This is a genomic window from Micromonospora sp. NPDC047134 (assembly GCF_040643455.1).
GTDB lineage: Bacteria > Actinomycetota > Actinomycetes > Mycobacteriales > Micromonosporaceae > Micromonospora.
The window spans coordinates 481,656-495,546 of record NZ_JBEYUI010000001.1; the positions used below are offsets into that span (position 1 = coordinate 481,656).

12 protein-coding genes are annotated in these 13,891 nt (G+C 72.7%); 5 read left to right on the forward strand and 7 right to left on the reverse strand.

What is annotated here, in order from left to right:
* The first annotated feature begins 28 nt into the window (after positions 1-28).
* On the forward strand, positions 29-499 hold the full coding sequence (locus tag ABZ795_RS02065; protein ID WP_327025955.1) for a MarR family transcriptional regulator: 471 nt from the start codon (positions 29-31) through the stop codon (positions 497-499).
* A 6-nt stretch (positions 500-505) separates the two neighbouring features.
* Here the strand turns inward: ABZ795_RS02065 and ABZ795_RS02070 are convergent, their stop codons facing one another.
* Positions 506-1,021, reverse strand: coding sequence for an alpha/beta hydrolase (locus tag ABZ795_RS02070; RefSeq protein ID WP_357528089.1), 516 nt, complete (start codon positions 1,019-1,021; stop codon positions 506-508).
* Between the two features lie 174 nt (positions 1,022-1,195).
* On the opposite strand from ABZ795_RS02070, the gene ABZ795_RS02075 reads away from it, so the two are divergent.
* The 4 genes from ABZ795_RS02075 (at position 1,196) to ABZ795_RS02090 (ending at position 3,820) form a co-directional block, all read left to right on the forward strand.
* Positions 1,196-1,612: a DUF6069 family protein gene (locus tag ABZ795_RS02075; protein WP_327025953.1), complete on the forward strand. Its 417-nt coding sequence runs from the start codon at positions 1,196-1,198 to the stop codon at positions 1,610-1,612.
* Positions 1,613-1,720: 108 nt separating this feature from the next.
* Positions 1,721-2,146: an Hsp20/alpha crystallin family protein gene (locus tag ABZ795_RS02080; protein WP_327025952.1), complete on the forward strand. Its 426-nt coding sequence runs from the start codon at positions 1,721-1,723 to the stop codon at positions 2,144-2,146.
* Positions 2,147-2,286: 140 nt separating this feature from the next.
* Complete coding sequence (locus ABZ795_RS02085) at positions 2,287-3,285, forward strand: tyrosine-type recombinase/integrase (RefSeq protein WP_327025951.1); 999 nt, start codon at positions 2,287-2,289, stop codon at positions 3,283-3,285.
* A 76-nt stretch (positions 3,286-3,361) separates the two neighbouring features.
* The gene (locus tag ABZ795_RS02090; RefSeq protein WP_357528092.1) at positions 3,362-3,820 is read left to right on the forward strand and encodes a hypothetical protein; all 459 of its coding nucleotides are present in this window, start codon (positions 3,362-3,364) and stop codon (positions 3,818-3,820) included.
* 3 nt (positions 3,821-3,823) lie between these two features.
* Here the strand turns inward: ABZ795_RS02090 and ABZ795_RS02095 are convergent, their stop codons facing one another.
* From ABZ795_RS02095 to ABZ795_RS02120, 6 genes are all read right to left on the reverse strand, one after another.
* Positions 3,824-4,522: an ABC transporter ATP-binding protein gene (locus tag ABZ795_RS02095; RefSeq protein WP_327025949.1), complete on the reverse strand. Its 699-nt coding sequence runs from the start codon at positions 4,520-4,522 to the stop codon at positions 3,824-3,826.
* Positions 4,523-4,557: 35 nt separating this feature from the next.
* Positions 4,558-5,526, reverse strand: coding sequence for an ABC transporter ATP-binding protein (locus tag ABZ795_RS02100; RefSeq protein ID WP_327025948.1), 969 nt, complete (start codon positions 5,524-5,526; stop codon positions 4,558-4,560).
* A complete protein-coding gene (locus ABZ795_RS02105) occupies positions 5,523-8,237 on the reverse strand; it encodes an FtsX-like permease family protein (protein WP_357528095.1) in 2,715 nt (904 codons plus the stop codon). Before ABZ795_RS02105 ends, ABZ795_RS02100 begins: the two co-directional genes overlap by 4 nt.
* Positions 8,238-8,343: 106 nt before the next feature.
* Positions 8,344-11,553: an FtsX-like permease family protein gene (locus ABZ795_RS02110; RefSeq protein ID WP_357528097.1), complete on the reverse strand. Its 3,210-nt coding sequence runs from the start codon at positions 11,551-11,553 to the stop codon at positions 8,344-8,346.
* Positions 11,554-11,689: 136 nt separating this feature from the next.
* Complete coding sequence (locus tag ABZ795_RS02115; RefSeq protein ID WP_357528326.1) at positions 11,690-12,373, reverse strand: thymidine kinase; 684 nt, start codon at positions 12,371-12,373, stop codon at positions 11,690-11,692.
* Between the two features lie 109 nt (positions 12,374-12,482).
* On the reverse strand, positions 12,483-13,880 hold the full coding sequence (locus ABZ795_RS02120) for an MFS transporter (RefSeq protein ID WP_357528099.1): 1,398 nt from the start codon (positions 13,878-13,880) through the stop codon (positions 12,483-12,485).
* Between the last annotated feature and the right edge of the window lie 11 nt (positions 13,881-13,891).

Sequence of the window (13,891 nt, forward strand, 5' to 3'; positions counted from 1 at the left end):
GTTCGGAATATCTTGTTAACCTCAGGGCATGACCTTCCCGTCGCCGGGTCGCCCGTCGGATCTGATGTTCCTGCTCAGCTGGGCCAGTCACGCACTGCGCGCCGAGCACGCCTCCGGCCTGGCTGAGCTGGGTATCTCTCCCCGGGATCACTGCGTGTTGGCGCGGGCCCGCGTCGGTGGTCTGACCCAACGGCAGTTGGGTGAGCTGTGCGGGGTGGACAAGACCACCATGGTGGTCACGCTGGATCACCTTGAGGCCGCCGGGCTGGCCCGGCGGATCCCGTCGCCGACCGACCGACGGGCCCGGCTGGTGGAGGTGACCGCGCAGGGGGAGCGGGTGCTCGACCAGGCCCAGGAGATCGCCGCCGGACTGGAACAGGACGTGCTGGCCGCCCTGCCGGACACCGAGCGTGAGGTGTTTCTCCGCGCGGTCCAACGGCTGGTCGACGGGCGACTGTCCCGGGTCGGCACCTGCGGACCGGCCGGCTCGGTCTGCTAGCCGGTCTCAGGCCGTAGCCGGTTCCAGCGTCCGGGTCAGGAAGTCCCGGAGGTGCTCGACCGCGGTGTCCAGGTGGCTTTCCAGCAGGAAGTGACCGCCGCCGGGGATCAGCCGGATCTCGGCCTGCGGCAGGTCCCGGGTGAAGGCCCGGGCACCCTGCGCGCCGAAGATCAGGTCTTCGGCGCCCCACAGGGCCAGCAGCGGGACCTGGCTGTCCCGGAAGTACTCGTGCACCCTCGGATACAGCGGGGGGTTGGTGGCGTAGTCGCGAAAGAGGGCGAACTGGGCCAGGTCGTTGCCGGGGCGGTTGACGTCGCGGTGGTCGAAGGTCCAGGTGTCCGGGTCGACGAGTTCGGGCCGGTCCACCCCGTGCAGGTACTGCCAGCGGATCGCCGCCAGGCTGAGAGCCTCCCGGAGCGCCGGCTCCGTGTCGGGTCCGGGATTGTCGGCGTACGCCCAGACGGGCTCCCAGAACTCGGTGACGAAACCCTCCTCGTACGCGTTGCCGTTCTGGCTGATCACGGCGGTGATGGCGGGTGGAAGGGCAGCCGCGGGATCTCTGGGCCGAGGACGCCGCGCTGCGGCGGTGGGCGCGCGGGCACGCCGCGACGAAGAATTTGATCTCGCTAAAGATCGTCTCGTACGGGATCATCTGATAACGTCGCTGTAGCGGCAACCAACCCCGAGGAGTGGCCTATGAGCAGCACCACCGCGTCATCCGTCAGCATCAGCGCCGCCCTGCGCCGCCGATCCCTCGGCATCCTGGCTGCGGTCGCGGCCAGTGTCGCGATCTGGCTGGCCGGGGCCCTCGGCGGCACCGACTACACGGTGCACGGCCCCGGTCGGGCGGAGATGGTCGTCAACCTCGTCCCGGTGGTCGCGGTCGCCCTCGGCGCGGCCCTGCTGGGTTGGGCGGCCCTGGCCCTGCTGGAGCGGTTCGCCGGGCAGCGGGCCACCACCATCTGGTTCAGCCTGGTGGTGGCGGCGACCCTGTTGTCCTTCGCGCCCCTGCTCCTGGTCGAGGCCACCCCCGGCGCGAAGATCGCCCTGGGTGCGATGCACCTGGCGGTGCCGGTGGTTCTGGTGGCCCAACTACCGGAGAACGATCACTGACCGCTCGACTTGACGACGACGGAGAAGCGCGCTAAATACGTAGGTGAAGTTGAGCCAGGCAGGCTCAACTCTCGAAACCTTCGGCCAGAGGAACCGAGGAGGCACGACATGCTGATGCGCACCGACCCGTTCCGGGAGATCGACCGGATCGCCGAGCAGTTCTTCGGCACGACCAGCCGTCCGGCCGTCATGCACATGGACGCCTACCGCGACGGCGACCACTTCTACGCCGCCTTCGACCTGCCCGGGGTCGACCCGGAGAGCATCGACTGCACCGTGCAGCGCAACGTGCTGACCGTCCGCGCTGAGCGTCGCCGCCCGCACGGCGACAAGGTCGAACTCGTCGCCGCCGAACGCCCGATGGGGGTGTTCCACCGGCAACTCTTCCTCGGCGACACTCTCGACACCGACAAGCTCGAAGCCGGCTACGAGAACGGCGTGTTGACGCTGCGCATCCCGGTGGCCGAGCGGGCCAAGCCCCGCAAGGTGGCCATCAGCGCGACCGGCAACGGTCGCAAGCAGATCAACGCCTGAGGTCCACCGGCGACGGCGGGGCGGGTGCCGCCCCGCCGTCGCCGGTGGACACCACCCCGGGCAAGGGCATTCCAGGACTGCTGATCATGTTCCGGCGCGCCTGATCGGGAACGGCCCTGTTGGCTGAGAACCTTTTTCACATGGCCGTGTCCAATCCTCCGGTACTGTTCCGCCCGCCGGATCACCCCGCCCTGCCGGGCGGTCCGATCGCCGTCACCGAAGCGTGGCTGCGCAACCGGCGGCTCAGTGAGCACACCCGCGACGCCTACCGGCGCGATGTCGCCAACTGGCTAGCCTGGTGCACCGAACGCCACCTGGACCCGCTGCGGGCCAACTTCCTGCACGTCAACGAGTACGCGCGAACACTGGAGTCGACAGTGGTCGCGCGCACCGGACGCCCCCTGACCCCGGCGACCGTGGCCCGCCGACTGTCCGCCCTGTCCAGTTGGTACGACTTCCTGGTCAAGCTGCGGGCCGTGGACAACAACCCGGTCGCCGACGCCGACCGGCCCCGGGTCGACCGCGACCACTCCGCCACCATCGGACTCACCCCGGACGAGGTCGACGCCCTGCTCACCGCCGCCGACACCGACACCGGACCGACCGCCACCCGCAACCGGGCCGCCATCGCCCTGCTGGCCGACCTGGGCCTGCGGGTAGGGGAACTGGTCGCCCTGGACATCACCGACCTCGGCGCGGAACGCGGACACCGCAGTGTCCGCTTCGTCGGCAAGGGCGGCAAAGCCCGCCGCCGGGCGTTGACCCCCTCCACCGCCCACGCCGTCGACACCTACCTGGCCGAACGGGCCGCCGCCGGCGGCGTACCGGTCAGCCAGCTCGCCGGCCCGCTGCTGGTCACCGCCAGCGGCGCCCGGCTGGACCGGCACTCGGTGTTCCGGCTGGTCCGCCGACTGGCCCGGCTGGCCCAGATACCGGCCTGGGCGCACCTGTCGCCGCACTCGCTGCGCCACGCCTTCGCCACCACCGCCCGCGCCGAGGGGGTACCCCTGGAGGACGTGCAGGACGCCATGGGTCACGCCGACCCCCGCACCACCCGCCGCTACGACCGGGACCGGCACAACCTGGACCGGGACCCGGCGTACGTCATCTGGGCCGCCCGCGCCCGCCGCCGCACCTGACCGGCAGCGCCCACACCCACCAGACGGCGGCGGCTTTCCGCCCGCCGGGGCGGCGAATTCTCTACCGTCTGAGGGTGTGGGCGCTGCGCAGCCGTGGAGCAGACCGGCCCGGCGACGCCATCCGATGCGGGCTGGGCTCACCGTCGCCGGGATCGGGGTGGCCCTGTGCTGCGTCGGCGTCGCCGGCCTGGGCGCCTGGAACGTCCAGGTCGTCACCCAGGCCGCCGGACCGGTGCGGGAGACCGCCGAGGGGTTCCTGCGCCAGGTCACCGCCGGGGACACCGCCGGGGCGTACGAGCGGCTGTGCGGGGACGCGCGCAGCCGGTGGAGCGAGGTCGGCTTCACCAGTTGGGTACGCACCCCGCCGGTGGTGCGCGACTACGAGATCGTGGACGTGTCCGTGGCCACCCGAGGCGGGCGGCCCCAGGGCACCGTCACCGTACGGCTGACCCGCGAGAGCGGCGGCACCGAACAGCGTGAGCTGTCCGTCATCCGGGAGCAGGACGGTTGGCGGGTCTGCGGCGACCCGTACTGACGGCTACACCCCGACCGGCTCGGTCGACTCGACCAGCCGGCCGTCGCGCAGCACCAGCACCCGGTCGGCCAACTCCACCAGGGTCGGATCGTGGGTGGCCACCAGGGCGGTCATCCCCCGGGCGTGCACCAGGGCCCGCAGCAGGTCCATCACCGCCCGCCCGGTCTCCGAATCCAACTGCCCGGTCGGCTCGTCGGCGATCAGCAACGCCGGATCGTTGGCCAGGGCCCGGGCGATCGCCACCCGCTGCTGCTGCCCGCCGGACATCTCGTACGGCCGCTGGGCGGCGTGCCCACCCAACCCGACCATCTCCAGCAGCATCGACACCCGCTGCTCCCGCTGCGCGGCCGGCACCTTGGCCAGTCGCATCGGCACCCCGACGTTCTCCGCCGCCGACAGGATCGGGATCAGCCCGAAGGACTGGAACACGAAACCGATGTCGTCGCGGCGCAGCCGCAGCAGGTCCCGCTCACCGGCCGCGGTCACCTCCTGACCGGCCACCCACACCCGACCCGAAGTGGGCCGGTCCAGCCCACCGATCAGATTCAGCAGGGTGGTCTTGCCGGCACCGGAGCGTCCCCGGACCGCGACCAGTTCACCCCGCCCGGCCCGCAGGGACACCTCCCGCAGGGCGTGCACCACCCGCTCACCGCTGCCGTAGTCGCGGCACAGCCCCTGCACCCGGACCAGATCCTCGCTCACACCCGCACCTCCCCCTGACCGCCCGACACCGCCGCTCACGCCGAATCCCGCTGCTCGCCGGGGCGGACCTGCACGTGGTCCGGCTCCAGGGTCAACCTCACCCGGTCCCGCAACGCCAAGGCGTCGACGAACCCGGCCGGCAACTGCATCCGTCCGGCCCGGTCCAGCACCGCGTACTCCTCGGTGACCAGTTCCTCGACGCCGTCGGCGCCGACTCGGGCCCGGCGGTGCACCTCGGAGGCGGTCCGGCCGTCCCGGATCGCGACCGTCCGCCGCACCTGCGAGGCGACCTGCGGATCGTGGGTGACCACCACGACGGTGACCCCCAACTCGGCGTTGATGGCCCGCAACGCCCCGAACACCTCCGCGGCCGTGGCCTCGTCCAGTTCACCGGTCGGCTCGTCGGCGAACAACACCTCCGGGTCGTTGGCCACGGCCACCGCCACCGCACACCGCTGCTGCTCGCCACCGCTCATCTGCCCCGGTCGGCGATCCGCGCAGTAGTCGACCCCGACCATCTCCAGCAGTTCCATGGCCCGTCGTCGACCGGCCCGGCCACCCCGCCGGGCCAGCCTCATCGGCAACTCGACGTTCTCCCGGGCACTCAGATAGGGCAGCAGGTTACGTCCGGTCTGCTGCCAGACGAACCCGACCGTGTGCCGCCGGTACCGCAGCCGCTTACGCGCCGACATGGTCAGCAGGTCGTAGCCGGCCACCCGGGCGATCCCGGCGGTCGGGGTGTCCAGCCCGGACAGGATGTTCAGCACGGTGGACTTACCGGAACCGGAGGCCCCCACGATCGCCACCAGCTCACCCCGGTCGACGACCAGGTCCAGCCCTTGCAGGGCGACCACCTCCACCCCCTCGGTGGTGAAGATGCGTACCAGGCCGTCGCAGACGATGTGCCCCCGCAACCGGTCCGCGCCACCGGCTCGGGCGGCGGCCCGTTCCGCCGCCCGCCGCTGAAGCGCCGCGAGGTCCGGTGCCTCCCTGACCACGGTCATGCGTTCCCCTCTCCGAGACGCAGCGCCTCACCCAGGCGCATCCGTCGGTTCACCAGGTTCTCCACCAGCAGGCCGGTCAGCAGGCCGAGCACCACCAACCCCAGCACCCCGCCCACGACCAGGGGATCCAGGTGGTCACGCATCGGCACCCCGGGGGCGAACTGGGACAACCCCAGGGTCGGGCCGAGCAGCCTGGGCAGGGCGATGCCCACGGCCGTACCCGTCAGGGCCGCGACCACCACCAGCGGCACCAGCTCGTACACCAGCAGTCGGCGGCCGTGTGCGGCGGACAGACCCATCGTGCGCAGCCGGGACAGCATCCGCCCCCGACCGGCGGCGTCCGCGATCACCGCGAACCCCACCGCGAGTACGGCCAGGGCGGCGCTTCCCCCGGCGCCTGCGGTGAAGGTCAGGGTCAGCACCTCATTGGCGCCGGTACGCTCCAGCCCCTCCCGGTGGGCCCGCCAGGTCTCCAGGGTCGCCGGCAGTTGGGTACGGGTCACCTCCGTGCCGAGCACCGCGGACTGTCGACGGCGCTGGGTGGCGTCGGCGACCTCCAGCAGCCTCGCCTCGTCGATGTCGTCGCCGGCGAGCAGATACCGGTTGGGGATGATCGGGGTCAACTCGTACTCCGGCAGGGCCTGCCAGGGCAGCACCACGAACCGGTCGACCCCCAGCCCCACCCCGGGGAAGGTGTCGGCCACCGCGGCCACCCGGAACTCGTACAGCCGGCTCTGCACATCGGCCACCGCGGTGTCGCCGAGTTCCGCCGCCAGCCGCGGCGACACCACCGCGGGCACCGGCCCGTCGCCGCGGGCGGCGGACCGCAACACGGCGGGCACCTCCACCTCGACCCCGCTGCGGGCCACCACCTCGGCGAAGGCCGGGGCGTCCACCACCAGCACCCGGGCCTGCCCGAGGGAGGTCGCCTGCGGCCCGGGTTCGGACCACAGCCGCCGATTGGACTCCACCGACACCCGGGCCACGGCCTGCACCCCGGGCACCCGGATCAGCTCGTCGGCCGCGTCCGGGGAGAAGGCCCACCCGGTCAGCCAGGCGTCACCGGGCACCGTCAGGGTCGCGGCCCGGTCCCGGGCGGCGGCCACAGTGGTCGTCACCACCCCACCGAACACCCCGGTGCTGACCGCGACGATCAGCACCGCCAACGGCCCCAACGCCACCGGCGCACTCCGCCCGGCCCGGGCCACTCCCAGGAACAGCGGGGCACCCCGGGCCCGTCCGGCCAGCCGGCCGACCAGCCGCAGCGGCCACGGCAGCAGCCGGATCGCCACCAGGGCAGCGGCGACCGCGACCAGCACCGGCACGGAGCTGAGGTACGCGTCGACCCCGTCGGCCGGATCCAGGCCCCGGCGACGCAGCAACACCACCCCCAGCCCGGCCAGCACCACCACGCTGGCCTCCACGGTCAACCGGCGTACCGACGGACGCTGCCGGACCAGGTCGACCCGTCCGGAGGTCGACCCGACCCGCCGCTGGGACAGCATGGCCAGCACCGGCACCACGCCGGTGGTGAGCACCACCAGCAGCAGCACCCCCCAGGGGGTTCCGGTCGACCGGCCCGGCACCCGGGTGGCGATCAGCCAACCCAGCAGCACCGCCACCGGCTGCACCAGGAGCGCCTCGACGCCGGTACGCCACCCGATCGCGGCCAGCGAGGCCCCTCGGGCCCGCAGCAACGCCAACTCGTCGCGGCGACGCTGCACCATCAACCGGGCGGCCAGCAGGATCAGCCCCAGCAGGCTGGCCACCAGGCCGGTCTGCGCGATGGCCAGCAGGGCCTGCACCGCCCGCAACTGTTCGGTGAACCGGACCAGGCTGACGTCCAGCGAGGTGTGCACCCGCGAGCCGGGCAGCCACTCGGTGCGTCGGGTCTGGCTCACCGCGTCGACGACCGACGCCAGGGTGGTGGTGTCCAGTCGCCGCTCATCCAGCCGGTACCGCCACTCGTAGCTGACCGGCACCCCGCTGCCGGCGACCACGTTGTCGATCCCTGCCCAGTCGGTGACCGCCATGGCCAGGTAGGGCTCGCCGTCGACGACCGGCACCACCGGGTTCAGGCCCAGCATCAGGTCGTCCCAGACCGGATCGTCGGCGTCGCGGGGGTCGAACACCCCGACGACCCGCGCCGAGGCCCGCATGCCCGCACTGGCGCCGGTGAACCGCAACCGGCTGCCCGGTCGCAGCGACAGGATCTCCGCCACCGCGGTGGAGACCGCCACCTCGGTAGGGCCGCCGGCCGCGCTGCGCGGCCAACGACCGGCGGTGAGCAGGGCCGCCTCCTGGACACCGGTCTGCGCCCGCAGGCCGATCTTCTTGGTCGCCCCACCGTCCATCGGTGGCTCGTCGCCGGTGGCGGTCAGGGTCTGCTCGTCCAGTACGGCGGCGTACCACCGGCGGTCCACCAGGGCGGGCAGCGGCTGCGGCAACAACCCGAGCAGCCGGTCCAGGTCGCCCTCACCCGCCGCGGCCGGCGCCCCTTCCTCGGGCCGCGGCCGGTCCGGACGCTGCTCGACCGCGAACGACACGTCGCGCACGAGGTGCGGCAGCCGGGCCACGTCGGCGTGCAGACTCCGGTCGGCGTACCCGTTGGCCAACCGGGGCACGGCGGTCACCAGCACCGCCGCCACCAACCCCAGCACCGCCAACAAGCCCACATGCCCGCCGTACGCCCTGATCCGCCGCACAGTCATCGGATCCGCCCTTTGTTCGCGACTGCGGGGCTCGCAAGCTCACTCCTCGCGCTCACGGTGCTGGCCTCGTTCGCGACTGCGGGGCTCGCAAGCTCACTCCTCGCGCTCACCGGTCCTCCCCGATGCGGAGTTGGGTGGCGGCCAGGCGGCGGCGCATGGTCATCGACACGGCGGCGCTGAAGGTCAGCGCCAGCAGCAGCAGGCCCACCCCGGTGGCCACCACCGGTGGCCAGTCGACACTCAGCAACGGCGGTGGATGGGGTCGGTCGGCCGACGGGGTGAGGATGACCAGGGGGGCCATCGTGGCGGCGACCCCCACCCCCACGCCCAACCCGACGAGCACCCCCACCCCGGCCAGGAACGCCTGCTCGGCCAGGAGTGACCGGGCCACCAGGCGGTGCCCGGCACCCAGGGTGTGCAGTACGGCCAGTTCGGTGGCCCGCCGTCGGGCGGTGGCGCTGACATCCACCGCCACCCCGACGGCCGCCAGCAGCACCGCGGCCAGGGCGGCGGCGAACAGGGCACCCCGGGCCCCCACCCCGAAGGGGTCCCGGGCCAGTTCGGCGGCGACCTGCTCACGGTCCAGCACGGCCAGGCCACCCAGCCCGGCGACCGCGGCGGCCACCTGTTGTCCCTGGCCTGCCCGGGTGGCCAGCCACCATTCCTCCGGGGGACGCACGATGCCCTGGTCGTGGAAGATCCGGGTGCTCAGTGACGGCAGGTCGACCACCAGGGCGGCCTCGTCGGCCTCGCCGGGCAGGGCGCTCACGGTGCCGACCACGGTGAGGTCGACCTCGGCGCCGCCGAGGAACAGTCGGGTCTGGTTGCCTACCTCACGTCGCAGGGCGGCCAGGGCCTGCGGGGTGGCCGCCACCGGCACCGGACCCTTGGCCGCCTCCCGGGAGATCCCCATCCGCAGAGTCGTGCTGCGACTGGTGAATCCCTCCGCCAGCCGGGCCGCCATGCCGACGGTCAGGGTGTTTCCGGTGGCCCTGGGGGTGGCCAGCAAACCGGAGGTGTCGACCATCCGCCACCCCCCGTCGGCCGCCAGATCCACCGGCTCCCCTCGGGAGTCGTCCCGGCTGGCCCGCAGGTCGGACAGCCGCCAGTCCAGGGTGATCCGACCGCTGCCGGTGGTCTCGACCGTGAAACCGGCCAGTCGCCACGGCGTGTCACCGGCCGGCAGTTCGACGGAGAAGGGCAGCCGGTCGCCGTTGCCGGTGACCCCCAGCGGCAACCGTCGATGCCTGTGGTCCGGCCCGACCAGCACGACATGGTGGCGTACCGGGGCGACGACACCGAACGGCTGACTGACCTTGGTCCGCAGCTGCCCGGTGAGCCGTCGGGTACCGGCCGGCAGCGGGGTTTCCGGTGCGGTCACCCGCCCGGCGGCCAGACCCTCGAACACCGTGCCGACGGAGCCGCCGGCCAGGTCCGGCCGGATCCGTACCACCTCCCCGGCGGTCTCGGCGTCGAACGCCAGCACGGTCATCGGGGCCTGTTCCGGTCCGGCCTGCAGTCGGTCCCGCCAGCCCGCCAGGACGGCGGCCGTGCCGGGTAGTCCGGCCAGTTGCTCGGCCCGGCCCTCGGGGGCGGAGCCGTTGGTCTCGGTCAGTCGCAGGTCCGCGCCGACCTGATGGGCGGCCTGGTCGTCCAGGGATCGTCGGGAGGTGCTCGCCAGTGACCAGGCCAGGGTGCCGACCGCGACGGCCAGGGCCAGCAGCAGCACCGGGCCGGCATGGGGTCGGCGACCGGCCTGCCAGGTGCCGAGCATGATGGCGGTCCACGACCTGCGGTCCACCCAGCGTTCCGCCAGGCGCACCAGTGGGGGCAGCAGCCGCAGGGCGAGCACCGCCCCGGCCAGCACCCCCAGGGTGGGGGCGGCGGCCAGCAGGGGGTCGATGCCCAGTTCACCACCGCGGGTACGGGACAGTGGTGAGGAGTATCGGCTCAACTGATACCAGGCCAGCACCGCCAGGCCGACCAGCACCACATCCAACCCGGCCCGCTGCACCATGCCCCGAGGGCTGGGCCGGGAACGGCTGGCCAGGTCGGCGACGTAGCTGCCACCCCGGCGCAGGCTGGGACCGATCATCGCCAGCGCGCACCCGGCGGCCGCCGCCCCCGCCACCAGCCAGATCATCGCGTCGGAGACCCCGGCCGAGTGCAGCGACACCGCGGCCAGCCCGGGCCACCGCCCGGCCAGGCCGAGCAGTTCGGTGACGATCAGCGGGGCGGCGACCGCGGCCGGCAGAACGATCAGGGTCGCCTCCCGGGCGGTCAGCCCGGCCAGTTGCCAGCGGCTGGCCCCCCGGGCGCGCAGCAGGGCGGTCTCACCCCGACGGTGCTCGGTGAGCAGCACGGCGACGAGCAGCAGCGCGTACCCGCCGAGCACCACCACCAGCAGCATCGGAGTGACCAACGCGGACCGGCCGACCAGGGTGGCCTGCTGCAACCGGGGCACCAGGACGGCCAGGTCGCCGATGGCCACCGCGGACTCACCCAGACCGGCCTCGGCCGGGGTGGTGGTGACCAACCGGGTGGCCACCTGTGCCAGCCGGTCCAGCTCGCTGGTGGTCCGGACCGTCGACAGGTCGGGCTCGACCAGCCAGCCGGCGGAGGCGTTGGCCAGGAAGTGGGTGAGGAAGTCGTCGCGGTGCACGACCATCGGGCCGTAGGTGGCCGCCTGCGGCAGCGAACCGGTAGCGGTCTCCGGGGCCAGCCGCCAGTACGCGGCCTGCGGGTCCACCGGGGTGAACACCCCCGCCACGGTCACCTCGGTGACCCGTTCGGTGAGGCCGTCGGTGATCGGGATCCGGTCACCGACCCCCACCCCCAGGATCGCCGCCGCCGGGGCGGCCAGCACGGTCTGCGGCCGGATGGCCCCGGCCTGGGGCCAGGCACCGGCGGTGAGCCGGGCGTGCTCCGGCAGGCCGTCGAGGAACATCACCGAGGCGTAGATGCTGCCGGTACGATCGGCTACCGCGTCTCCGGCGTCGCCGCGCAACTGCCGGCCGGCCGCGTACCCGACGGAGGTGATCTGGGCGGCCAACCCGCCCAGGTCGGTACGCAACTGCTCGCGCAGGGCGGTGTCGCGGTCCCGCAGGGCTTCCGGGGTACGCCCGGCCGAGGACCGGATCAGCACCGACCGTTCCTGGGCGCCGGCCTCGGCGAGCACGTTACGGATGCCCGAGTCGACCACGTCCCGGTTGTACGCGGCCAGTCCGGTGAGGGCGACCGTGGCCACCAGCGCCGCCCCGGCCGCGGCCAGCAGCAGGCCCCTCGTGCCTCGGGCACGCCGCCACACGAACCTCATTCGACCTGTACCCCCACCGGTCCGCGGGCCGTTGTCCGCTCCTGATCACCGCCGTCATGGACCAGAAGGGGTCGGACCCCGGTAAAGGTTGGCAGCAGTGATCGTTTCGTTATCCGGTACGGCGTAGGAGACGCTCTCAGGCCTGGGCGGTGGCGCGGGGCCCCAGGTCGCCGCTGCGGTGGTGACGCCGACACAGCACCTGGTACCGCACCTCGGCGGTGTCGACGGTGTCACCGATCACGACCTGCTCGCCTTCGCGGACCACCCGACCACCGGACACCCGGGCGTTGAGCAGCCCCTCGCGGCCACACCAGCAGAGCACCTCGACCTGGATGCGGGCCACCGAATCGGCCAGCTCGAACAGCCGCTGGGCGGCGGGGAACAGGCAGGACCGGAAGTCCGTGGCCAGGCCGAAGGCGTACACGTCTACGTCGTGGCTGTCGACCAGTTCGGCCATCTGCTCCACGTGCTCCACGGAGTAGAAGCTGGCCTCGTCGCAGATCAGGTAGTCCACCCGTACCCCGTCGGCCCAGGCATCCCGGACCAGGGCCCGCAGGTCCACCTCGTCGGTGATCTCGATGGCCTCGTGGGCCAGCCCGATGCGGGTGGTGACCTGCGGGCCCAGGGAGCGGTCGATGCGGGTGGTGACCAGCCCTCGCCGGCCCTGCCGGGCGTGGTTGTAGTTCATCTGCAGGGCCATGGTCGACTTGCCGCAGTCCATCGGCCCCCAGTAGAACCGCAGCGCGGCGGCGTGCGCGGGACGCCCGTCGGCGCCCCGGGCGGCCACACACCCGGCCGGGGTGTCACCCGGCCCGCCCAGTGCGGGCCGGGACAAACAGGTCGGTACGGCATCTGCGGGGCTCGTCACGGACGGGCAGCCTAGCCGATCGGGGACCTCGGGCCGGTCACCGCCGGTGCGGCGATGTGCCTCAGAGCACCCGGGGTGGGGTGTTGCCGGCGGCGATGATCGCCCGCCGCATCGGCACCGCCAGCAGCAGGGCGAACCCGACCACGAAGAAGATCAGCAGGGAGACCAGGCCGACCCGGTAGGAGTTGGTCAGCTGGAACACCAGGCCGAACGCCAACGGGCCCAGCCAACTGGTGCCCTTGTCGCTGATCTCGTAGAAGCCGTAGTACTCGCCTTCCTTGCCGGCCGGGATCAGCTGGCTGAACAGGGAGCGGCTCAGCGCCTGGCTGCCGCCGAGTACCAGGCCGATGGCCGCGCCGAGCACCATGAAGGGCAGCGGGGCCTCGGCTGGCAACCGGAACGCCCCGATGATCACCGCGGTCCACAGCACCAGGCTCAGCAGCACGGTCTTCCAGGCGCCGATGCGCCCGGCCAGGGCACCCAGGCCCAAGGCGCCGCCGAAGGCCAGGAACTGCACCAGCAGGATCGTCACGATCAGGGTGCTCTGGTCCAGCCGCAACTCCTCGGTGCCGTACTGGCTGGCCAGGGTGATGACGGTCTGGATGCCGTCGTTGTAGACCAGGAACGCGAGCAGGAAGAACAAGGTCAGGGGGTACGCCTTGATCTCCCGCAGGGTGCGGCCCAGCTGCCGGAACCCGTCGGTGAGCACGTTGCCCCGGCCCCCGGCGGCCAGCGCCGCTGCGGTGGGGTGTTCCCGCAGCCAGCGCAGCGGCACCAGGGTGAACGCCGCCCACCACAGACCCGCCGAGACGATCGACCAGCGGGCCAGGTCCAGGGTCCGCTCGGCGGTGCCGTCGCCGAAAGACTGCACCGCCACCAGGTTCAGGGCCAGCAGCACGCCACCACCGAGGTAGCCCAGGGCCCAGCCCCGGCTGGAGATGCCGTCGCGTTCGTCCGGGCCGCCCAACTGGGGCAGAAAGGAGTTGTAGACCACGATCGCCGCGCCGAAGGCGATGTTGGCGACCATGAACAGGGCCCCGCCGAGCAGGTACCGGTCCCCGGTCACGAAGATCATGCCGATGGTGGCGAAGGCGCCGGTGAAGGCGGTGGCGGCCAGTAGCCGCTTCTTGTGCAGCGACCGGTCGGCGATCGCCCCGATCACCGGCAGCACGAAGACGGTCAGCAGCACCGACAGCGAGATCAGGTACGGGTAGAAAGAGCCGGCGGCGACCTTGATGCCCAGCGGGTAGACGTACCCGGTGCAGTCGTCGGCCTCCAGTTGGCACCCGGCGGCGACCTTGGCCACGCTGGTCAGGAAGGGCCCGAGGAACACCGTGATGACGGTGGTCTGGAAGGCCGAGTTGGCCCAGTCGTAGAAGTACCAGCCGGTGCGCTCCCGGCGGGTGCTGTTCACCGGCGGGGTGTCATCCTGCGCGGCGGGGGTCGCCGTCTCGGCCATCTCGGGTCCCA